This window comes from Pseudohalocynthiibacter aestuariivivens (genome assembly GCF_018457175.1).
Lineage (GTDB): Bacteria > Pseudomonadota > Alphaproteobacteria > Rhodobacterales > Rhodobacteraceae > Pseudohalocynthiibacter > Pseudohalocynthiibacter aestuariivivens.
The window spans coordinates 110,002-131,364 of the sequence record NZ_JAGFNU010000001.1 but is presented as its reverse complement, the minus strand read 5'-3'; the positions used below and the strand labels follow the sequence as shown (position 1 = coordinate 131,364).

At 53.1% G+C, this 21,363-nt stretch carries 23 protein-coding genes; 16 read left to right on the top strand and 7 right to left on the bottom strand.

Annotation, left to right across the window (positions count from 1 at the left end; translation table 11 throughout):
- Positions 1-30: 30 nt before the first annotated feature.
- On the top strand, positions 31-1,080 hold the full coding sequence (gene cobW / locus J4E70_RS00610) for a cobalamin biosynthesis protein CobW (RefSeq protein ID WP_213887128.1): 1,050 nt from the start codon (positions 31-33) through the stop codon (positions 1,078-1,080).
- Positions 1,077-1,538, top strand: a complete 462-nt coding sequence (locus J4E70_RS00605; RefSeq protein WP_213887127.1) for a GNAT family N-acetyltransferase — start codon at positions 1,077-1,079, stop codon at positions 1,536-1,538. Before cobW ends, J4E70_RS00605 begins: the two co-directional genes overlap by 4 nt.
- Before the next feature lie 11 nt (positions 1,539-1,549).
- Here the strand turns inward: J4E70_RS00605 and J4E70_RS00600 are convergent, their stop codons facing one another.
- Complete coding sequence (locus J4E70_RS00600; protein ID WP_213887126.1) at positions 1,550-1,729, bottom strand: hypothetical protein; 180 nt, start codon at positions 1,727-1,729, stop codon at positions 1,550-1,552.
- 80 nt (positions 1,730-1,809) lie between these two features.
- Between J4E70_RS00600 and cobN the strand changes: the two genes are divergently transcribed.
- The 5 genes from cobN to J4E70_RS00575 all read left to right on the top strand — a co-directional run bounded on the left by cobN (position 1,810) and on the right by J4E70_RS00575 (position 7,896).
- The gene (gene cobN / locus J4E70_RS00595) at positions 1,810-5,565 is read left to right on the top strand and encodes a cobaltochelatase subunit CobN (protein ID WP_213887125.1); all 3,756 of its coding nucleotides are present in this window, start codon (positions 1,810-1,812) and stop codon (positions 5,563-5,565) included.
- On the top strand, positions 5,562-6,044 hold the full coding sequence (locus J4E70_RS00590; protein ID WP_213887124.1) for a GNAT family N-acetyltransferase: 483 nt from the start codon (positions 5,562-5,564) through the stop codon (positions 6,042-6,044). Before cobN ends, J4E70_RS00590 begins: the two co-directional genes overlap by 4 nt.
- 128 nt (positions 6,045-6,172) lie before the next feature.
- Positions 6,173-6,583, top strand: a complete 411-nt coding sequence (locus tag J4E70_RS00585; protein ID WP_213887123.1) for a GFA family protein — start codon at positions 6,173-6,175, stop codon at positions 6,581-6,583.
- Entirely contained in the window at positions 6,580-7,200 is a 621-nt protein-coding gene (cobO, locus tag J4E70_RS00580) for a cob(I)yrinic acid a,c-diamide adenosyltransferase (RefSeq protein WP_213887122.1), read from the top strand. The genes J4E70_RS00585 and cobO overlap by 4 nt, the downstream gene beginning before the upstream one ends.
- Before the next feature lie 156 nt (positions 7,201-7,356).
- Positions 7,357-7,896, top strand: a complete 540-nt coding sequence (locus J4E70_RS00575; RefSeq protein ID WP_213887121.1) for an NADPH-dependent FMN reductase — start codon at positions 7,357-7,359, stop codon at positions 7,894-7,896.
- Between the two features lie 45 nt (positions 7,897-7,941).
- Here the strand turns inward: J4E70_RS00575 and J4E70_RS00570 are convergent, their stop codons facing one another.
- Complete coding sequence (locus tag J4E70_RS00570) at positions 7,942-8,340, bottom strand: VOC family protein (protein ID WP_213887120.1); 399 nt, start codon at positions 8,338-8,340, stop codon at positions 7,942-7,944.
- A gap of 42 nt (positions 8,341-8,382) precedes the next feature.
- Between J4E70_RS00570 and J4E70_RS00565 the strand changes: the two genes are divergently transcribed.
- Entirely contained in the window at positions 8,383-9,186 is an 804-nt protein-coding gene (locus tag J4E70_RS00565; protein ID WP_213887119.1) for an HTD2 family dehydratase, read from the top strand.
- Here the strand turns inward: J4E70_RS00565 and J4E70_RS00560 are convergent.
- On the bottom strand, positions 9,183-10,220 hold the full coding sequence (locus J4E70_RS00560) for an NAD(P)/FAD-dependent oxidoreductase (protein WP_213887118.1): 1,038 nt from the start codon (positions 10,218-10,220) through the stop codon (positions 9,183-9,185). The genes J4E70_RS00565 and J4E70_RS00560 overlap by 4 nt on opposite strands.
- A gap of 57 nt (positions 10,221-10,277) precedes the next feature.
- Here J4E70_RS00560 and mnmC2 point away from each other — a divergent pair, with 57 nt between their 5' ends.
- Positions 10,278-10,961, top strand: coding sequence for a tRNA (5-methylaminomethyl-2-thiouridine)(34)-methyltransferase MnmC2 (mnmC2, locus tag J4E70_RS00555; RefSeq protein ID WP_213887117.1), 684 nt, complete (start codon positions 10,278-10,280; stop codon positions 10,959-10,961).
- Positions 10,958-11,866, top strand: coding sequence for a DMT family transporter (locus tag J4E70_RS00550; protein ID WP_213887116.1), 909 nt, complete (start codon positions 10,958-10,960; stop codon positions 11,864-11,866). The genes mnmC2 and J4E70_RS00550 overlap by 4 nt, the downstream gene beginning before the upstream one ends.
- On the opposite strand, the gene J4E70_RS00545 is transcribed toward J4E70_RS00550, so the two are convergent.
- Entirely contained in the window at positions 11,824-13,767 is a 1,944-nt protein-coding gene (locus tag J4E70_RS00545) for a lytic transglycosylase domain-containing protein (RefSeq protein ID WP_213887115.1), read from the bottom strand. The two genes, J4E70_RS00550 and J4E70_RS00545, sit on opposite strands and share 43 nt — an antisense overlap.
- 162 nt (positions 13,768-13,929) lie before the next feature.
- Here J4E70_RS00545 and dapA point away from each other — a divergent pair, with 162 nt between their 5' ends.
- Complete coding sequence (gene dapA, locus J4E70_RS00540; RefSeq protein ID WP_213887114.1) at positions 13,930-14,805, top strand: 4-hydroxy-tetrahydrodipicolinate synthase; 876 nt, start codon at positions 13,930-13,932, stop codon at positions 14,803-14,805.
- 133 nt (positions 14,806-14,938) lie between these two features.
- On the opposite strand, the gene J4E70_RS00535 is transcribed toward dapA, so the two are convergent.
- On the bottom strand, positions 14,939-15,721 hold the full coding sequence (locus J4E70_RS00535) for a hypothetical protein (RefSeq protein WP_213887113.1): 783 nt from the start codon (positions 15,719-15,721) through the stop codon (positions 14,939-14,941).
- A gap of 244 nt (positions 15,722-15,965) precedes the next feature.
- Between J4E70_RS00535 and J4E70_RS00530 the strand changes: the two genes are divergently transcribed.
- From J4E70_RS00530 to J4E70_RS00510, 5 genes are all read left to right on the top strand, one after another.
- Complete coding sequence (locus tag J4E70_RS00530; RefSeq protein WP_246531552.1) at positions 15,966-16,376, top strand: RidA family protein; 411 nt, start codon at positions 15,966-15,968, stop codon at positions 16,374-16,376.
- Between the two features lie 103 nt (positions 16,377-16,479).
- Positions 16,480-16,953: an SsrA-binding protein SmpB gene (smpB, locus tag J4E70_RS00525; protein WP_213887112.1), complete on the top strand. Its 474-nt coding sequence runs from the start codon at positions 16,480-16,482 to the stop codon at positions 16,951-16,953.
- Between the two features lie 123 nt (positions 16,954-17,076).
- Positions 17,077-17,364 carry a hypothetical protein gene (locus J4E70_RS00520; RefSeq protein ID WP_213887111.1) on the top strand — a complete coding sequence of 96 codons (288 nt, stop codon included), beginning with the start codon at positions 17,077-17,079 and terminating at the stop codon, positions 17,362-17,364.
- 102 nt (positions 17,365-17,466) lie between these two features.
- Positions 17,467-18,321 (top strand): 3-mercaptopyruvate sulfurtransferase, encoded by an 855-nt coding sequence (gene sseA, locus J4E70_RS00515; protein WP_213887110.1) that lies wholly within the window; start codon positions 17,467-17,469, stop codon positions 18,319-18,321.
- Between the two features lies 1 nt (position 18,322).
- The gene (locus tag J4E70_RS00510; RefSeq protein ID WP_213887109.1) at positions 18,323-19,507 is read left to right on the top strand and encodes an amino acid aminotransferase; all 1,185 of its coding nucleotides are present in this window, start codon (positions 18,323-18,325) and stop codon (positions 19,505-19,507) included.
- Between the two features lie 126 nt (positions 19,508-19,633).
- Here J4E70_RS00510 and J4E70_RS00505 read toward each other — a convergent pair whose 3' ends face one another.
- Together J4E70_RS00505 and J4E70_RS00500 are read right to left on the bottom strand one after the other, a co-directional pair.
- The gene (locus J4E70_RS00505) at positions 19,634-20,953 is read right to left on the bottom strand and encodes an ammonium transporter (protein ID WP_213887108.1); all 1,320 of its coding nucleotides are present in this window, start codon (positions 20,951-20,953) and stop codon (positions 19,634-19,636) included.
- A gap of 30 nt (positions 20,954-20,983) precedes the next feature.
- Entirely contained in the window at positions 20,984-21,322 is a 339-nt protein-coding gene (locus J4E70_RS00500; protein ID WP_213887107.1) for a P-II family nitrogen regulator, read from the bottom strand.
- Positions 21,323-21,363: the final 41 nt, after the last annotated feature.

Here is a 21,363-nt window from a genome sequence, read left to right as displayed (position 1 = left end):
CCGTTTCGAATTTTTACAGGAGCTGCCCCAATGGCTGGCAAAATTCCCGCAACCGTCGTGACAGGTTTTCTTGGCGCTGGCAAAACCACATTGATCCGCCACATGCTGCAAAACGCAGAAGGAAAGCGCATTGCACTTATAATCAATGAATTTGGCGATCTTGGTGTTGATGGTGACATCCTGCGCGGCTGTGGTGATGAAACCTGTTCCGAAGATGACATCATGGAACTATCAAACGGTTGCATCTGCTGCACCGTGGCCGAAGATTTCATCCCGACGATGGAAAAACTGCTCGCCCGCGAAAATGCGCCTGATCACATCGTGATTGAGACCTCCGGTTTGGCACTGCCCCAGCCTTTGGTCCGCGCTTTTAACTGGCCTGAAATTTCGACGCGTGTGACAGTTGATGGCGTTGTGACTGTGGTTGATGGCAAGGCCGTGAGTGAGGGGCGTTTCGCGCATAATGTTGCCGCTGTCGATGCCCAGCGCAAGCTGGATGAAAACCTGGATCATGAAACGCCGCTTTCTGAACTGTTTGAAGATCAGATTGCCTGCGCCGATATGATTGTGGTCAACAAATCAGATCTGCTTGGTGCCGACGAAGCGGATGCTTTGGTTTCCAAACTGCGCAGCGAGTCCCGTGCAGGTGTTCAGGTGGTAAAATCCACCATGGGTGAGTTGCCTGTCGATGTCCTGCTTGGTCAAGGCATCGGTGCTGAGGCTGATCTGGAATCGCGTCACGAAGTACACCATCACCATCATGACCACGACGACGAGGATCATGACGACCATGATCATGACGAGTTTGAGAGCTTTGTCGTAACCCGAGAGGAAATCGCCGATCCCGCACGATTTGCAGAGCAGGTCGCACAGGTGATCCGGGACCATGACATTTTGCGGCTCAAGGGTTTCGCAGCCGTCAGCGGAAAACCGATGCGCCTTACATTGCAGGCTGTAGGCCCCCGCATCGACACCTATTTCGATCAACCTTTCGGCAACCAAACCCGTGAAACACGGCTTGTGGTCATTGGTCAGTCTGGCCTTGATCGCGGCGCTATCAAAGCTGCATTGGTTGCATGAGCAGCGAGGCGACCACGGTCGAGTTGGGTAATCCGCGCGACGCGGCAGCCACTGCTTTGCTTCAGGCGAGCCACGCGCTGATGCAATCGCTTTTCCCGGCGGAGTCGAACCACTATCTGTCGGTTGATGCTCTGTGCACAGATGACATCCGGTTCTTCGTTGCCAAGGTTGACGGTTCTGTTCTTGGCTGCGGTGCGCTGGCTCTAAGGGATGGCTATGGAGAAGTAAAATCCATGTTTGTCGACCCCGCTGCGCGCGGCTCCGGTCTGGGTATCAGGCTTTTGAAGCGGATTGAAGAGGAAGCCCACAAAGAAGACCTTCCACTGTTAAGGCTTGAAACGGGGGGAAAGCTGCATTCTGCGCATAAAATGTACGAAGGGTTTGGCTTTATCCGCCGCGGTCCTTTCGGGGATTACCCGGATGATCCGAACAGCCTGTTTATGGAAAAACCGCTGTGAAAATTTTAACTTTAAGTATCAGCACCGTCCTGAGCCTGCTTTTTTCCAGCGGCAGACTTTGCAGGTTTAGTTGCGGGCTTCTTGGCTTTCGCGCCGCCAAATGGATTGTTACGCCCACCTGGCGCGTTTGCATCCTGAAAGCGCGGGCCTTTTTTATTGAAGGCGCTGTTCTTCTGGTTCGAATAGGCCATTGCCTGACACTCCTGATCCGCCGTGCATCGCGAACAAGTGCAGCACTGCTGACAACTATGCAAGCGAAAGACGCGCTCTGATGCACCTTCTTGCAGCCACCCCCGGTGCTATTGACGACGGGAATGAACCCTTCGACCTGGGCCAAACCCCGGCCGATGTTGTGTTTATCTCTGCGGCTGACACGGAATTGGCTGCGCTGTCTGAAGCTCGGTCTGAACTGGCAGATGCACCAAGCCTTCGGCTCGCCAATCTGACGCATTTACAGCACCCGATGTCTGTCGATCTGCACATCGAGGCATGTGCGACAAAGTCCCGTATCGTCGTTGCCCGGGTGCTGGGTGGTGCGGGCTACTGGAAATATGGGCTGGAACAATACGCAGCCCATTTGCACGACGCTGGTGTGCCTTTTGCTGCACTTCCGGGTGACGACAAACCCGACGAAGACTTGTGGAGGTTATCGACGGTCAATCGTGAAGATTATGACGCGCTATGGGCCTACCTTGTCGAGGGCGGGCCAGATAATGCCAGTAACCTGCTACGCTATACGAAATCGATGCTGGACGGCGGCGAAAAGCCGGCAAGCGCAAGTCCGTTGCTGCGGGCTGGTGTTTACTGGCCCGGCTCCGGAGTTGAGGACCTTTCATCTGCACAAGAATCTTGGACTGAAAACGCCCCGGTTGTGCCGCTGATCTTTTACCGTGCTTTGGTGCAGGGTGCTGGGTTGCATCCGATCAACCGCATGGTGAAGGCGCTTTTGCGTCAGGGGCTGAACCCGCTGCCAATCTTTGTCGCGTCCCTGAAAGACCCGGTTTCAGTTGCTACGCTTGAAAGCCTGTTCAAGGCTGCACCTCCCTCGGTCATCCTGAACTGTACCTCTTTCGCGGTGGGCTCCCCTCATCAGGGGGAACACCTTCAAGGTGCTGCAAATCCGCTTCAGATGGCCGCCGCAAACGGCAGTACTGTGTTTCAGGTCGTTCTTGCGGCCTCGTCTGAAGAAGCGTGGGAAACCGGCCTGACCGGTCTTTCCAGCCGCGACATCGCGATGAATGTCGCCCTACCCGAGGTCGACGGGCGGGTTCTGTCGCGTGCGATCAGTTTCAAGGGTGAGGCCTATTTTGACGAAGCCACCGAATGCCCGATAGCAACATACCGCGCGCGCGGCGATCGGGTGGAATTTGTTGCAGAGCTTGCCAAGAACTGGGCGAATCTTCGTGGAAAGCCTGATGCTGAGCGCCGTGTCGCGCTCGTTCTTGCGAACTATCCGAACAAGGACGGCCGCCTTGCAAATGGTGTTGGGCTTGATACCCCGGCTGCAACCGTTCACGTGCTGAATCTACTACAGGAAAGTGGCTATAGTCTGCGCAATCTCCCTGCAGACAGTGACGCCTTAATGCAGGCTATACTGGCTGGCCCAACAAATTGGCTGACCGACAGGGCCGAAAGGCAGGGCGGCGTCGATCTATCGATGGCTGACTATCAGATTTCCTACGGTACGTTGCCTTGGGAACTGCGCGAGAGGATTGAGGAACGTTGGGGCAAGCCAGAGGCTGATCCGTTTTTTGAACTCGGTGAGGTTGATTGCGGGCGCTTCAAATTGTCTATTCTGACCTTTGGCAATGTTGTTGTCGGCCTTCAACCTGCGCGTGGCTACAACATTGACCCGACCGACACCTACCATTCCCCGGACCTTGTCCCGCCGCATAATTACCTCGCGTTTTATTTCTGGCTACGCCACAGTTTCAGGGCTGATGCGATTGTGCATATGGGCAAACATGGCAACCTTGAATGGTTGCCGGGCAAGGCACTGGCATTGTCTGATACGTGCCTGCCCGAGGCTGTCCTTGGACCGATGCCGCATATATACCCCTTCATCGTGAACGACCCCGGTGAAGGCACACAAGCCAAGCGTCGCTCGCAAGCGGTGATTATAGACCATCTGACGCCACCACTGACCCGCGCTGAAACCTATGGGCCGTTGCGCGATCTGGAAGCACTGGTTGATGAATACTATGAAGCCGCAGGCGTTGACCCGCGCCGCATTAGACACCTGAGACGCGAGATACTGTCGCTTACCTCTACAACCGGGATCGATGCCGACGTTGGCATGAAGGGCGAAGATGAAGACACAGATCTGGCAAAGCTCGATGCCTATCTTTGCGAATTGAAAGAGGCGCAGATTCGTGACGGTTTGCATGTTTTTGGCACCTCTCCCGAGGGTCGGTTAGAACGCGATCTGACCCTTGCCCTCGTCCGCGTTCCGCGCGGGGATGGTGAAGGGGCAAATGCCTCGCTGCTCCGGGCTTTGTCTGCTGATCTGGGGTTCAACGCAGTGAGTGTTCCATCAAGTGGCGGAGTTGAGCAGGCATTTGACCCGTTGGATTGCGCCATGTCGCACGCATGGTCCGGCTCGCACCCCAAAGTGCTAAAGGCAATGTCAGCAGACCCTTGGCGAACGGCCGGCGACACGGTCGAGCGGCTGGAGGAGCTTTGCTGTTGCCTGCTTGATGGCACAAAACCCGACCCAAAATGGAAACACACCATTCTGTTGATGGAAGAAATCCACGCCGTTGTTTTGCCCGCACTCCGCGCCTGCGGACAGAACGAAGGCGCGGGGCTTCTGACCGCGCTTCAAGGCCAGTTTGTCGCCCCGGCCCCTTCCGGTGCGCCAACCCGTGGGCGTTTGGATGTACTGCCGACCGGGCGGAACTTTTTCTCTGTCGACAGTCGCGCCGTACCGACGCCAACCGCTTGGGCGTTAGGCTGGAAATCTGCAAATCTTCTGATTGAAAAGCACTTGCAAACGCATGGCGACTGGCCGCGCACCATGTTGCTGACCGCCTGGGGTACCGCCAATATGCGGACAGGTGGTGACGACATCGCACAATGCCTTGCACTGATGGGCGTAAAACCGAAATGGGACAGTTCAAACCGCCGCGTTACAGGTTTTGAAATTTTACCCCAAGGCGTGCTTGGCCGTCCACGTGTGGATGTAACTTTGCGAGTCTCCGGTTTCTTTCGTGATGCGTTTCCGCAGCTTATTGCCCTGGTTGATTCTGCGGCCCGCGCAGTTATGGAGCTTGATGAACTCGAAGATTTGAACCCAGCCGCCGCACGTGCCCGCACTGAAGGGCCAGAAGCGCATCATCGCGTGTTCGGGTCCAAACCCGGGTCTTATGGTGCTGGCTTGCAAGCCATGATTGACGAGCGACTTTGGGCAGGTAAAGCTGATCTTGCCGAGGCTTATCTTGAATGGGGCAGCTACGCCTATGGCAAGAATGCCGAAGGTACGCGTGCGCGGGAAGCATTTGAGACCCGTCTGTCCCAGACCGAAGCCATTGTTCAAAATCAGGACAACCGCGAACACGACCTTCTGGATAGTGACGATTATTATCAGTTCGAAGGCGGCGCCGCCGCTGCTGTCAGCACGCTTCAGGGCAAAGAAAGGCCGATCTACCACAATGACCATTCGCGCCCGGAACGCCCTGTTATTCGAACGCTGGAAGATGAGATTGGGCGCGTTGTCCGTTCGCGTGTGGTGAACCCGAAATGGATCAACGGGGTCAAGCGCCACGGCTACAAAGGCGCTTTTGAAATGGCGGCGACTGTTGATTACCTCTTTGCCTTTGCCGCAACGACCGGCGCGGTGAAAGGCCATCATTTTGACCTTGTCCACACCGCTTTTCTGGAAGACGAGGACACGCGCACATTTATTGCTGAACACAATGAACCCGCACTGCGGGAAATGGCACAAAGGTTGAATGAGGCGATTGACCGGGGGCTTTGGACGCCGCGATCAAACTCAGCACGCGCATTGCTGGCAGAGCTTGCCCAATGACACCACGTCGCGTTAAACCGGGCGAGGATCACGCGGCATTGCTGCAGCTAATTCAGACATCATTTGCCTATATGGAAGGGCGCATTGATCCACCCTCATCAATGCACCTGCTATCACTTAAAAACATTGCAGAACACGCTGAACAGAATGAAATCTGGGTGATCGAGCAAAATGACGCCCCAATTGCATGCATCTTTTTAACCGTTAAACCCGACACGCTATATCTTGGAAAACTCGCAGTTAACGAGAGTTCGAGAAACAAAGGGCTGGCCCGTGCTCTTGCCACACTAGCCGAGAATCGAGCCAGAGATTTAGGCAAATCGAAACTGGAGCTTGAAAGCCGCGTCGAACTTGTTGAAAACCACGCAGCCTTTGCAGCCATGGGCTTTGGCATCGTCGGGGAAACGGCGCATCCCGGATATCAAAACGCAACCTCATACACGTTGCAAAAACCGATCAAAGGCACCCTCGGGGCATGAAAACTGTGTCATCATTACAGCCACAAGAAAACCAATCTTGCCGCGCACATCGCAAATTTAAACAAATTCAAATGCCGTTTTTTGCGCCTATAATGGAAACTAACTCTTACCCCGCGCAGGAGAGAATAATGAGTGGTTCTGGAAGATGCCTATGCGGTGCTGCCAAGTTCAAGTTTGAGCGCAAACCCCTGTGGTCTGGCTTTTGCCACTGTGAAAGTTGCCGCAGAAATTGCGCAGCACCTGTTGCGGCTTTCTTTGGTGTAGCAAATGAACACTACAGGTGGCTTGGGACACCCCCTGCAACCTATAAATCTTTTGCCGATGTTACCCGGCATTTTTGCGCGAAATGTGGAACACCCATGGCTTATGAAGCGGAACGCTTTCCGGGTGAAATTCACTTCTATGCGACAACACTTGATGATCCCGCAGATTTCAAACCAAAATTTCACGTTCACTACAAAGAGCGTGTTGAGTGGTTGCATATCACGGATGATTTGCCAAAGTATCAAACGACCTCATTAAATGGAAACGCAGAATGACCGACGTCAAACCAGAAGACCTTGACCGCCACTCGATGAAAATGGCCAAGAAGAAGGCCGCGCGCGATAAGATCATGGCAACCAAGACCGACAAGAAAGGTCTGATCATCGTGCACACCGGTAAGGGCAAAGGTAAATCCTCTGCAGCGTTCGGCATGATCTTTCGCTGCATCGCCCACGACATGAAATGTGCCGTCGTGCAGTTTATCAAGGGTGGGATGTCGACTGGCGAACGTGATCTGATCCTTAACAAGTTTTCCGATGCCTGCGAATTCTACACGATGGGCGAAGGCTTTACCTGGGAAACCCAAGACAAAAGCCGCGACATCGAAATGGCGGCAGCCGCCTGGGAAAAGGCAAAAGAACTGATCCGCGACCCAGCCAACAAGATGGTTCTGCTTGACGAAATCAACATTGCGCTACGCTACGACTACATCGACATCAATGATGTCGTTGAGTTTTTGAAGGCGGAAAAACCTGAAATGACTCATGTGGTTCTGACAGGGCGAAATGCAAAGGAAGAGCTGATCGAAATCGCTGATCTGGTAACGGAAATGGAACTTATCAAGCACCCGTTCCGATCCGGCGTCAAAGCCCAGATTGGGGTGGAATTTTAGAGCCAAATTGCAAACCGCTCCTTTCTCGACGTTTCCATAACGAGGGATGGTCTAGCAGGCGCTGTGCATCGATCATGCACAGCCTGTGCGCAGGCAGGTATTGCGTCATTTTGGTTTGCTGATCATCTAATGTGTAACTGATTTAAAAGGTGACTCATGTCGAAACCAACATTGCTAGGAATTTCCGGCTCTCTTCGCAAAGACTCTTTTAACCGAAAACTGATCCGCGAAGCAGCGCGGTTGTTCGATGGTGATTTCATTGAGGCGGACCTACAAATGCCGCTCTACGATGGCGACCTTGAAAGCGCCAGCGGTGTTCCTGTACCCGCTCAAACACTCGCAGAACAGATTGCAAACGCTGATGCAGTAATCATTTCGACACCAGAATACAATCAGGCCCTTTCCGGAGTTTTGAAAAATGCGCTCGACTGGGTCAGCCGCACCGATGGCGCACCTTGGAAAAATAAACCTGTCGCGATCATTTCAGCCGCTGCCGGTCGTGCAGGTGGAGCGCGTGCGCAATATTCTCTGCGTCTGGCAATGAACCCGTTTCGACCAAGATTGCTAACCGGTCCAGAGGTTGGCGTTGCTGGCGCACAAGCCGAATTCAATGATGACGGTCTTCTGACGAACAAGCACTACATCAAGGCTTTGACGGAGTTGATGGCCGCATTGCATGCAGACGCTAAACGCTGATCTGAATATCTGGGCTTGTTCGGGATTTCTGTTGCATCAAGCGTGTCAAACCTTGTTCGAAATTTCGATCAGGTTCCCGTCTGGATCACGAATATACAATGACTGAATGGGCCCTGTCGCGCCATTGCGTGCGACTGAGCCATCTTCGATTGGTATTCCCGAAGCAGTTAAATACGCCTCCCATTCCGGGAGTGGAACATCACTTAGAAAGCACAGGTCCGCAGAACCAGATACAGGCGCCTGCGCTTTTGGCTCAAACTCTGCCCCTGCGAGGTGCAGGTTTATCTTTTGTTTGCCAAACTTCAGCGCAGTCCGGCGACTACCATCACTGGGGTAAAACTCCTCCGCCGTCATTCCAAGAACTTCAGTATAAAAATCCGTGGTTTGTTCAATGTTGCGAACAGTAAGCACCAGATGATCAAGGGATGTTAGTTTTGGTGCCATCACATCTTTTCCTTTTTGACCGCTGCGGTTAACGTCGCCTTCATGCACGACGCTATTGGACGATCACACACCCTTCATTGCACGCTGGACCCGGCTCGCGCCGCCGCCTTGCACGTTTTACTTGGCTTGAACGGTCCTGCACCAGCAGAAGGTGATCCACTTCCGCCCTTCTGGCATCAAATCTACTTCTGGGACCCGCTGCCAGCCGAAAAGCTTGGTCGCGACGGGCACATCAAAATTGGGGGTTTCATACCTGATCTGGGTCTGCCCCGCCGCATGTGGGCCGGTGGCCAGATGGAATTTCTATCCCCTTTGCTTATCGGCACCCCAGCGGATAAACACACCATTATCGAGAATGTTGCGTTGAAAGACGGGCGCAGCGGGCCACTTGCCTTTATCACCGTGCGCCACGAAGTTTACCAGAATGGCAAGCTTTGCCTTAAAGAACATCAAGACCTCGTCTACCGCGAAGACCCTGATCCGGGTGCGCCGAAACCAATACCCCCAGTTGCAAGAACGGATGAGGGCACACGTGAAAACCACAGTTTCAATTCAACTTTGTTGTTTCGTTACTCTGCGCTGACTTTGAACGGCCACCGCATCCATTATGACGAAACCTATTCGCGTGAAGTGGAAGGCTATGATGGCCTCGTCGTTCACGGCCCATTGCTGGCGCAGTTGCTGATGCATATGGCAGAGCGCGAACTTGGTTCACTTAAAACTTTTTCTTTCCGGGCAACAGCACCCGTCATGCATTTTGAAACTGTGACGTGCTGTAAAGAGGGTGCAGATATGTGGGTTCGCGGCCCAGACGGACGGCAGTGTATGCAGGCAACAGCGAGTTAAAGGTTGGCTTCAACCCTGAATGGATCAGGGATTTCGTCGCGCCCTTCCAACACAAGATCCGCCATTACCTCTGCGATTTTGGGTGCCATTCCCAACCCTATCTTGAACCCACCATTGGCAATGTACTCATCCGCGCGGCCGGGGTACGCCCCCAACATCGGAGCACGGGTTTTTGCCCGTGGTCGAACACCCGCCCAGCGTTCAATTACCTTTGCCCTAGTCAAAACAGGAAACGCATTCAGCGCACGTTCAAGAAGGTCGTCAAGCTGTTCGTCGGTGCTGGTTTCATCTTCGAACTCGCGTTCGCTGGTTGAGCCGACAGCAACAGTGCCATTCTCATGCGGTACAATATGGATACCGTCAGCAAACAAATGTGGCTGATCACCTGCATCATGACGCAGCAATATCGCCTGGCCTTTCAGCCCTTTACCAACCTCCTGACCAAGCGCGCGCGACAGGTCGAGCAAGCCATGATAACCAGTTGCCCAGATTACCCGCCCTTTTGGCTGCGCTTCACCAATCAAAATTTCAACCCCAAGCGACTGAACCGCAGCCGCCAGACTATGGGTTGCGGCACGGGGGTTAATACGAGCGCTTAAAGTGTCAAACGCCAGCATCCCAGTTTTGCTTTTAGGCGCCCAATCTCCGCGATCACCCACCTCTTCGACCCGCCAAATCGCTTTACCTCGCCATAAATCTTTTGCAGAGGATATCCGCTCCTGCGCAAGATTAAGAACTCTCATATCATCTAACGATTGCAACCGGCCTAACTGGGCGTAGCCGGACAATAGATTTGAGGCATCATCAACGGCTTTCCAAAAGCCCGGCATCATTATCAGGCTCTGAAACTGAAACTCTTTCTTATGGTTCCAATTGTCCGGCGTATGAGGGGCCAATGCCCCAACGATTCCGCCGCTTGATCCGGCACCAATTGCATGTTTTTCAATAACCCGCACCTTTGCGCCACGGCTTGCGCAGACCCAGGCAATTGAAAGCCCAAAAATCCCTGCGCCCACGACTGTTATGTCGGCCATTGCCAAACCTTTCCGATTTCATCATTGTCCGTTCGTTAAGCGCTTTTAGGGCATCCCATGACGACAGACCAGCGGACAGAGTTAGAATGGCGCGACGGAATAACTCCGGTATCCGTGCAATTTGATGACCCTTATTTTTCCATCGAAAACGGTCTTGCTGAAACCCGGCATGTGTTCATGGCAGGAAACGGATTACCTGACCGGTTTGTCCCCGGTTTTCAAATAGCAGAACTTGGATTCGGCACTGGGCTCAACATGCTGACCGCCCTGCTTGATTGGCGCGTGTCCGACACCTTTGGGCCGCTGCGGTTTACATCATTCGAAGCCTACCCGCTGGAAGCAGATCAAATCGAAACAGCGCTTGCTGCGTTTCCGGAAGCGCAGGCGATTGCGGGACCATTCCTTGATCAATGGCGTTCGGGCAAAACCTACATCGAAACCGATGATCTTATAGCTGACATTCGCATTGGCGATGCGCGTGAAATGCTACCCCTTTGGCATGGCTTAGCTGACGCCTGGTTTCTTGATGGGTTTTCCCCGGTCAAAAACCCAGAGCTCTGGGAAGAGTCTCTGATCCAACAGGTCGCCAAGCATACAGCACCAAACTGCACATGCGCCACCTATACAGCCGCAGGTTTCGTTCGCCGCGCCTTATCAGAGGCTGGATTTACAGTGACCCGTCAAACAGGCTTTGGGCGCAAACGCCACATGACAACCGCCGTTATGGAAACCAAAGCATGACGCAATCAAACACCCGTCTTGGCATCCTGCTCATGATTGCGACAACCTTTGTCTTTGCAGCGCAAGACGGTTTGTCGCGTCATCTTGCAGACACCTATAATGTTTTGATGGTCGTCATGATCCGCTACTGGTTCTTTGCAGCCTTCGTGATCAGCATAGCGAGCCGAAAAACCGGGGGTATTCGCGCGGCGGCGGCAACGACTCAGCCCGTGCTGCAAATTTTTCGCGGGGTCCTGCTGGCCGTTGAAATCTGTGTGATGGTGCTTGCTTTCACCTATCTTGGGCTGGTCGAAAGCCACGCCATTTTTACAAGCTACCCTCTATTGATCGCCGCCTTGTCCGGCCCGGTTCTGGGTGAGACGGTAGGCTGGCGGCGTTGGACGGCCATTGGCGTGGGTTTCATTGGGGTTCTGATCATCTTGCAACCTGGTTTCAGGGTATTTGCACCAGAAGCCGTCATACCTTTGATCGCTGCTTTTCTTTTTGCTCTCTACGGGTTGCTGACCCGATATGCCGCGCGACGTGACACCGCCGCAACCAGTTTTTTCTGGACAGGTGTTGCAGGCTCTGTTGCGATGACATCCATTGGGGTGTGGTTCTGGGAACCTATGATCGCAACCGACTGGGGTTGGATGGCCTGTCTTTGTGTTACAGGTGTTCTGGGGCATTGGTTGCTGATCAAATGTTACGAAGTCGCTGAAGCCGGGGCTGTGCAGCCTTTTGCCTACCTGCAACTGGTTTTCGCAACCATGATCGGCATAACGCTTTTTGGCGAAACGCTGGAGTTCAATGTCATCGTCGGAGCGGGTCTGGTCGTTGGTGCCGGCTTGTTCGCACTTTGGCGCGAAAGGCGCGCCAAGCCCTACGGCGACTGCCGCAATTCCTGCGACAATGTCAGTTCCTGAACCTGACCCGTGAGGCGCGCGCGGTAAACCGGCAGAGATTCCATAACGCGCATTACGTAATTTCGCGTTTCATCAAACGGGATATGTTCAATCCAGTCGACAGCATCCACGCTTTCATTGCGCGGATCTCCGAAACGCTCGATCCATTTACGCGGTCTGGATGGTCCGGCATTGTAGCCCGCAGCAACCAGCACATAAGACTTACCGAACTCTTCGATCAGTAGCGCGAGATATGCGCTTCCAAGCTGCGAATTGTAGCGCCAGTCCGTCAACAAACGATCACCATTATACCCCAAGCCCAATTTACTGGTCATTGCCTGCGCCGTTCGTGGCATTAGTTGCATGATACCCCGAGCACCCGCACCGCTGACTGCTACCGGATTAAATTCACTTTCTCGCCGCGCAATTGAGAGCGTAAGCTCTGGCGCAACAGGCAGTTCCTCGCTGCGCAAAGGATGAAGCGGGTAGTAGGATCGTGGCAACATATACCCCTGTTGCGCGGCCTGTTTCGCAATTTTCAACGCGATGTGGGGCGCATCCAATGACAACGCCAAATCCGCCAATTGGCCCAATTCGCTTCGGTTTAGCGATTCCGCCTGATGCAGAAAGAAACGTTTAGCAAGATCTGGCTCACCAGCTTCCAACAACAGCAAAGCCGCCGCAATGACACTGGATTGCATGAAGTCGGCGTTCCTCCAATCCGGAAAACTCTCCGCTCCGGTCAGACCCGCATCCATTTTCCGGCCAGCCCGTTCAGCGGCGAGTAGGCCGTAAAAGCTCGTCTGATATCGCGCGCCAAAAGCATAGGCTGCCTGCGCTGCCTCTGTATTGCCCAACGCCTCTTCTGCGCGGCCCTTCCAATACCCTGCACGACCAAGACTGATCGGTGTGAAAACTGCGGCTTGAAAATTCTGAAAGTGCTCTAAGGCTTGCGCTGGTTCATCTAGTTTTCTTAACGCTATAAAACCTGACAGCCACTCAAGATCGGCGTAATTTCTACCTTCACTCAAATGGTGTGCAGACGCGAGCCGGTATGCCAATCTTGGCTGTCCATCGCGCATAAGCTGTCGCGCCATCTGTCGCCGGTACCGCCCCCAGCGTTCTGGCTCGCCAAGCGAGACTGCGCTTCCACTTCGCGCCAGAGCAATTTCGATGGCGGCTTCGTCACGCCCCTTTTTTGCGCGCCACAGGAACCGTTCATAGGCCAGACCAGGGTCATTTCTTAGAGCCGCTGGAACTGCCGCGATCAAACCGTCAACGCCGTTGGAATCCGCGCGCAACCCCAATCGCGCCTCGGCCAGTTTTCGCCAGCCCGGACTAACCAGCGGGAACATTGCCTTTGCTTCACTCACCAAACCGCGCCAAAGCAACATGTCGAGGCGTGCTTCATGATGCGCCCCAAGTATATGCCCGTATCTTTGTAGCAATACTGTGCGTGCTGATGGCTCTATTGAAAGGCTTCGCCATGCAATGACCGCTTCGTCGTTCGCGTCATGCTGCGCACCAATTTCGCGAAAAGCCCGCCCTCTTTGCAACGCACCATTCCCGGTCTGAGGAGGATGGTCTTCAAAGTATGCCAATACATCAGCTGTCGGAATAGCATCAGTGATGGATATCTCCCCCCGAGCCCGCAGCCGCTTTAACCCGGGCCAATCAGAACGGCGCGTTAAGAACCTTTGGAAATCTGTAAAATCGCCTTCTCCGGCACGAAGGCGGCGCCATTCCACTAAATCGAGCGCTACTTGACCCTCCGGACGCGCAAGTTTTACGGCTTCATCCCAATTGTCATCGCGCACTTCTTTCATCGCACTGGCCATAGCTTGGCCTTGTTCGGTGGTCTGCGCTTCAACAGCGCTGACGGATACGCAAAAAAGCAATAGTAGAACAATTAATTGGTGCATCAGCCTGTAGTCCCTGCTCGAATTCTGAGATTCCTTCGACAAATGTAGCGCATCCCCCTTCCCTTCGACACACAAACTTGGCATTTGGGGCAAATATGGCTAGGGTCTGCCGCGAATTCGTCGGGTTGACTGGATTAGCCCTCAAGCAAAAGGATGCGTATCATGTTTAAAGGGTCTCTCCCTGCTCTGGTAACGCCGTTCAAAGACGGCCAGCTGGATCTCGATACGCTTAAGAAGCTGGTCGAATGGCATATTGCAGAGGGCTCAACTGGTCTTGTCCCGGTTGGCACAACGGGTGAAAGCCCAACTTTGACCCATGAAGAGCATGAAATTGTTGTCGAGACGGTCGTAAAAGCAGCCGCTGGTCGCGTTCCTGTTATCGCGGGCGCCGGTTCAAACAACACGGTCGAAGCCGTGCGGTTCATGCGCCATGCGCACAGGGTTGGCGCAGACGCTGCACTTGTCGTGACACCATACTACAACAAGCCAACTCAGCGCGGGCTGATCGCGCATTACACCGAATTGCACGATTGCTGCGACCTGCCGATCTTTATTTATAACATCCCCGGCCGTTCAGTCGTTGATATGACAGCCCAAACGATGGGTGAACTTGCGCGCTTGCCACGGATTATCGGTGTGAAGGACGCCACGGCGGACATGACTCGTGTTTCTGAACAACGTGAAACTTGCGGCAAAGATTTCATCCAATTGTCTGCCGAAGATGGTTCGGCACTTGGGTTTAACGCGCACGGGGGTATTGGTTGTATTTCCGTCACAGCAAACGTTGCGCCGCGCCTTTGTGCGGAGTTTCAGGCAGCCATGCTTGCCGGTGATTTCACCACTGCGCTTGAGTATCAGGACCAGCTCATGCCGTTGCATCAGGCAATATTCACAGAGCCCGGCCTTGTTGGCGCAAAATACGGCCTCTCGAAACTTGGCCTGTGCTCCGCCGAAGTCCGCTCTCCGCTGACCGAATTGCTGGACGAAACAAAGGCGCAAATCGACGCCGCAATGCGCCATGCAGATTTGATTAATTAATGTAACAATAATACCTGTGTTTGTTCACTCTGGAAGAGACGCGAAAAAGTGAATTAGACATCTCTTGAGATAGTTTAACCAGGCAAAGCCCTGCAATTGTCGCTAGCACGACCAGAGTTTCTCTATTCAAAATTCACTTTGACCCTTCGTCGCGTGGGATCAGGTCCAAGACAGATTCATTGCCGTGTTTGGGCTTAAGGCGCTGGGCACGAGCGAAAATTGATCGCTGATCTGTCATAACAGCAAACAACATTGAGCGAGCGAGCGGGGCGATTACTTCATCTTTCTCAGAGAGCGCCCAGAGGCGTGCCAGCATGTTGCGATCAAGATCGCCGTTCTGAAATGAATATGGCACCATTCCGAAAGCCAGCGGAAATCGGCGTATTTCTGGATTTCGCCTAAATGGGGCGCGACCTGATTGACCGGTAAGGCGCCTTTCACTGTCGTGCAGTTTTATCATGTCAAATAGGATTGAAAGACCCATCCCCAGTGATCGTTGCTCATATGAGTTACCGTGGTCGGCAAACGTGGTCGCTGCGGATATCTTCCATCGTATCGTCAGGTCTTTGGCTAAACGAGTTCCTTGCTCTCGCCACAGGCGCAGAAAGAGATGCGTTGCATTTTCCGGCGCTTCGCGTCTGCGTAAAACCGCGATTAGCAAAGCATGTAAAAGCAAAAGACCATTTTGGCCCGCGAATTCGGTTTGCAGTTCTGCGAGCGTTAACTGAAAATCATGCTTTCTTAATTCTTCGGATAAGATTTCGGGAGAGGTCACAGTTTGATCCGCAAGTAAGTTTAGATCTACGTCAACAGGTGGAAGTACCTCCTCCACGCCAATAAACGGAAACTGCTTTTTCTCGAACCTGCGCGAGAGTAAGTAAAAACCACCCTGATAGATTTCGCTCAATATCTCCATCGCCTACAAATTTCTCCATTATTCACTAACTAACGGCTCGCGATTAACAAAAGTGATCAATTAGAAACCCGCATCTCTAAATATACGTCAGCATCAATTCTTCAATCTTTAGTTGCGATGCGGCAATCGGTTTCTCCGAAAATGACAAGTGAAAACTGAATTGAGTAGGCGTTCGCCGCCTAATTTCGCAAAAACGAAATTTTCCGTTAACGTGCCCCTACTTAATCCATTACCGGAGGCCAACATGGCGCTATTTGACAGAGAGCTTATTTCCAACGGAAACCCGATGGAGGCGATCGTGGGCTTCTCTCGTGCCGTTCGGGTTGGCCCATTTATTTCGATTGGTGGAACTGCCCCGGTTGGTCCCGACGGGAAAACCGTTGGTATCGGTGATGTCGCGATGCAGACAAAATGTATTCTGGAGATCATTAAGGCTGCGCTTGAACAGGCGGGGTCTGGCATGCACGACGTTGTGCGTACCCGGATTATCCTGACAAATATTGATGATTGGAAATCTGCCATAGACGTCCGCAAAGATTATTTCGCCGATGTGCGTCCGGTTGATACAATCATGGCGGTTGAACGCTTTGTAAATCCGGAATGGTTGATCGAGATAGAAGCAGACGCCGTGATCGCGGAATGGCCTTCCAGCTAAAATAGAATTCAAAGGCACTGGTTATAATTTTTAAATTTCAACTTACCTTCTGCGTCGGTCCCCGATGGACACCCTCTTTGCTGCGGTGTAGGCAACAGACATTATGTCGAACAAGAAATCAGACCCAAACTATAAGGTGATCGCCGAAAACCGGCGCGCGCGCTATGACTATGCCATCGAGGATGATCTCGAATGTGGCATCGTGCTTTTTGGGTCCGAGGTAAAATCGACCCGCACGGGTCAGGTTAACATTGCCGACAGTTATGCAAATGTTGAAGACGGTGAACTTTGGCTGATTAACGGCTACATTTCCCCTTATGCGCAAGCTAAAACCTGGGGTCACGAAGAGCGGCGCAAACGTAAACTTCTGGTTTCAAAGAAAGAATTATCAAAACTTTGGCAAGCAACTTCGCGTCAAGGTATGACCCTTGTGCCGCTGGTCATGTATTTCAACCACAAAGGTATGGTCAAACTTAAGATCGGTATCGCCAAAGGTAAAAAGGTTCACGACAAACGTGCGACCGAGGCAAAACGCGACTGGGGCCGCCAGAAACAGCGTCTTTTACGTAACGGTTAGATCAGTCAAATTATTCCCCTTCGCGGAAAAACATTAAATTTGATATCCTCCGCCTAAGCCAAGTATCTGGGCCGGGTATTGGTGTATAAATTTAATGGCCCATGACGGAAGAAGGACACAAAAATGGAACTCCTGATCAGTCTGATATCGGGTGCCATCGGCGGCAACGTAGCTGGCGGCCTGTTAAAGAACCTTAACCAAGGCACTCTGTTGAATTCGATTGCCGGAATCTTGGGCGGTGGTATTGGTGGCCAGCTCCTTGGAATGATTGGCGCAGGTGGCATGGCCGACGCGGCTGCAGGCAGCGGAATGGACCTTGGCGCAATCGTTAGCCAAATTGCTGGCGGCGGTGTTGGCGGCGGCGTTTTGCTGGCAATCGTCGGAATCGTCAAAAAGATGATGGCAAAATAAGAAAAATTGCAGGTGCCTGCCCCTTAGGTAAGGCACCTGCCTCTTGCCAGCGCGCGTCCCTCTCGGTAGGCAAGGATCGACCGAGTCTTCTGGGGGCGAAAAATGTCCGAAAATGATCCGAAAACACTGGTTTCAACAGACTGGCTAGCCCAGCATCTGAAAGATCCAGACCTGCGTATTCTTGATGCATCCTGGTATATGCCGCAATCTGGGCGTAACCCACGTGCGGAATATGAAGAGGCCCACATTCCGGGTGCACGGTTTTTCGATATCGATGACATCAGTGATCATCGCTCTGAGCTGCCACATATGGCACCTCCAATTGAAAAATTCATGTCACGAATGCGCGAAATGGGCGTGGGAGACGGCCATCAGGTTGTTGCCTACGATGGTTCTGGTCTGTTTTCCGCGGCACGTGTCTGGTGGTTGTTTCGCCTTATGGGCAAAACAGACATCGCTGTTCTGGATGGTGGCCTTCCCAAATGGATCGCCGAAGAACGTGAAGTCGAAGACTTGCCCCCAATCGTGCGCGACCGTCATATGACAGTTCAACGGCAGGCACATCTGACCAAAGATGTTACGCAAGTCGCCGCAGCAGCGAAACTGGGTGATTATACAATCGTCGACGCTCGCAGCGCTGCACGCTTTCGGGGCGAAGAAGAAGAGCCGCGTCCGGGCCTTCGTTCCGGACGCATACCCAATTCGGTAAATGTTCCCTACCCGGATGTTCTGAACGCTGACGGAACGATGAAATCCGTGGATGCACTGAAACCCATTTTCGAAAATGCTGGCGTCGACCTTGGCAAGCCAGCAATCACCACTTGCGGTTCTGGTGTAACTGCAGCGATCCTCAGCCTTGCGCTGGAACGTATTGGGCATCGTCGCCACGCGCTCTATGACGGTTCATGGGCGGAATGGGGCATGTACAATGATCTTAAAATAAAAACGGGGGCCTGATATGCTTAGCAATCTCAAACAACAGCCCGCTGATAAAATCCTCCAGCTGGTCCAAATGTATCGCGACGATCCGCGTTCTGACAAAATCGACCTTGGTGTTGGCGTTTACAAAAACGCCGAAGGTGTCACTCCTGTGATGCGTGCAATCAAAGCTGCTGAAAAGCAACTTTGGGAAACCGAAACAACCAAATCGTACACTGGTCTTGCCGGTGAGCCTGCGTATCAGGACGCAATGATTTCTCTGGTTCTGAGTTCCTCAGTCGCGCGCGAAAACGTGGCTGCAGCTGCGACTCCGGGTGGAACTGGTGCTGTGCGACAGGCGCTGGAACTCATCCAGATGGCATCACCAGATGCCACTATCTGGATATCAAACCCAACATGGCCCAACCACCCGTCGATCATCAAATATCTTGGGATGAAGATGCGCGAGTATCGGTATTTCGATAACGACTCCCGGGGCGTAGATTTTGAGGGTATGCTCGCCGACCTTGCACAGATTCCCGCAGGCGATGTTGTGCTATTGCACGGTTGCTGCCACAACCCAACCGGTGCAAACCTGACCAACGCACAATGGGCCGAAGTGATCGCCGTGCTACAGGAAACCGGCGCAATCCCGTTTATTGACATCGCATATCAAGGGTTTGGTGACGGTCTGGAAGAAGATGCAGCAGGCTTACGTATGGTCGCCTCTGAAATGCCCCAGACCCTGATTGCGGCGAGCTGTTCCAAAAACTTCGGTATCTACCGCGAACGCACGGGTATTCTAATGGTGGTGACACAGGATGCATCGTTGCGGGATGTTACGCAGGGGAACCTCGCGTTTCTGAACCGTCAGAACTACTCCTTCCCGCCGGATCATGGTGCACGGCTTGTTACAATGATCCTTGATGACAAAGCACTGCGCGCTGACTGGAGCGCCGAGCTTGAAGAGGTTCGCCTTGGAATGCTCGCATTGCGTGAACAGCTTGCGAAAGAGCTTCAAAAACTCGCTGGTTCTGACCGCTTTGCTTTTCTTGCGCAGCACCGCGGCATGTTCTCGCGCCTTGGTGCAACGCCAGAGCAGGTCGAAACGCTCCGCCGCGATCATGGCATCTACATGGTTGGTGACAGTCGGCTAAACATTGCAGGCCTGAATAAAAACTCAGTGCCTATTCTGGCCAAAGCAATCATCGATGTTGGAATTTGAACCAATTTAACACTCTGCTTTAAACGAAAGCGTGCCCCGGGAGGCCGCGTTTTTCGTTAAGACAAACAAAAAAGGCCCGGGCACTTAGGCCCGGGCAAGATGTCTCTCGGCTGAAAAGGAAGGGAATCAGCCGTTAGAGAACTCGGGGTAGGCCTCCATGCCCAATTCGGTCATGTCGAGCCCTGTGATCTCGGCCTCTTCGCTCACTCGGAGCCCCATCAGACCCTTCAGAACGAGCCAGACCACAGCTGAAGCAACCACGACAAAGGCAGCTACCACTATGATCGAGATCAATTGGGTGACAAAAGATGCATCGCTATTTGTCAGGCAGACCGCCAGAGTTCCCCAGATACCTGCAAGCAGGTGAACCGGAATTGCACCGACGACGTCGTCGATTTTGAACCGATCCAGCATTGGCACCGCAAAGACAACAATCACACCACCGATTGCACCAATCAGAACAGATGCGCCAAGGCTTGGCGTTAGCGGTTCTGCAGTGATCGATACAAGCCCGGCAAGTGCACCGTTCAGCACCATCGTCAAATCAGGTTTCTTATAAAGAACCTGAGTCAGGATGAGTACGGCGAGCGCGCCCCCGGCAGCAGCCAGATTGGTATTGCTAAAGATCCGGCTGATGTCAGAAACGTTACCAGCGGTATCCATGTAAAGCTGCGAGCCGCCATTGAAACCAAACCAACCCATCCACAGAATAAACGTTCCCAATGTAGCCAGCGTCAAGTTCGAACCCGGCATTGGGACGGTTCTGCCATCTTTGTATTTGCCGATACGCGGCCCAAGGATAATAGCACCTGTCAGGGCAGCCCAGCCCCCGACCGAGTGCACAACGGTCGAGCCGGCAAAATCAAGAAAGCCCATTTCGTTCAGAAATCCGCCGCCCCATTTCCAACTTGCCTGAATGGGATAGATGACAGACGTCAGCAGCACGGTGAAAATCAGGAATGGCCACAATTTTACGCGTTCTGCCATGGCACCCGACACGATCGACGCGGTCGCTGCACAGAACATAAGCTGGAAGAAGAAGTCTGAACCCACAGACGCATAAGTCAGGTCTGCTTCGGTGTCTGCAAGGCCGACAGGTTCTAACGAAGCCGGAGAAAACGCCCCAAGAATTCCGTCAATCGACCAGCCGTCACCCGGATACATAAGGTTGTAACCAATCAGGTAGTAGAAGATCGACGCCAGAGAAAACAATGCAACGTTCTTCATTAACTGCATGGTGACGTTCTTGCCGCGAACAAGACCCGCCTCAAGCATGGCAAACCCTGCCGCCATCCAGAACACCAGAAACCCGGTGACCAGAAACATGAATGTCGTAAAGATAAAGCCGATATCGGCGTTCAGTGGTGTTTCATCCACTTCTTGCGCAAACCCAAGGCTTGGAAGTGCGGCCACCAGTGCGGCCAGACTAAGTGTTGTCAGTCTCATTTCTATATTCCTCTCTGACAGTCCGCCGCTTTACAGCGCGTCCTCGTTCATTTCGCCGGTCCGCACACGCATTGCCTGCGCCACATCAAGCACGAATATTTTGCCGTCGCCGATCTTGCCGGTGTTGGCTGTTTTCTGGATTGTTTCGATCACCTGATCGGCCATTGCCGCAGCGACAACGATCTCAAGTTTGATCTTCGGAACAAAGTTCACCGTATATTCGGCCCCCCGGTAAATTTCCGTATGACCGGACTGGGCACCAAATCCTTTGATTTCACTCACCATCATGCCCCGTACGCCTGTTTCTGTAAGTGCAACCCGGACATCTTCGAGCTTGAACGGTTTGATGGTCGCTATGATAAGTTTCACGTTATTTCCCTTCTGACCGCGTGTTTGCAGCTGCAGCATAG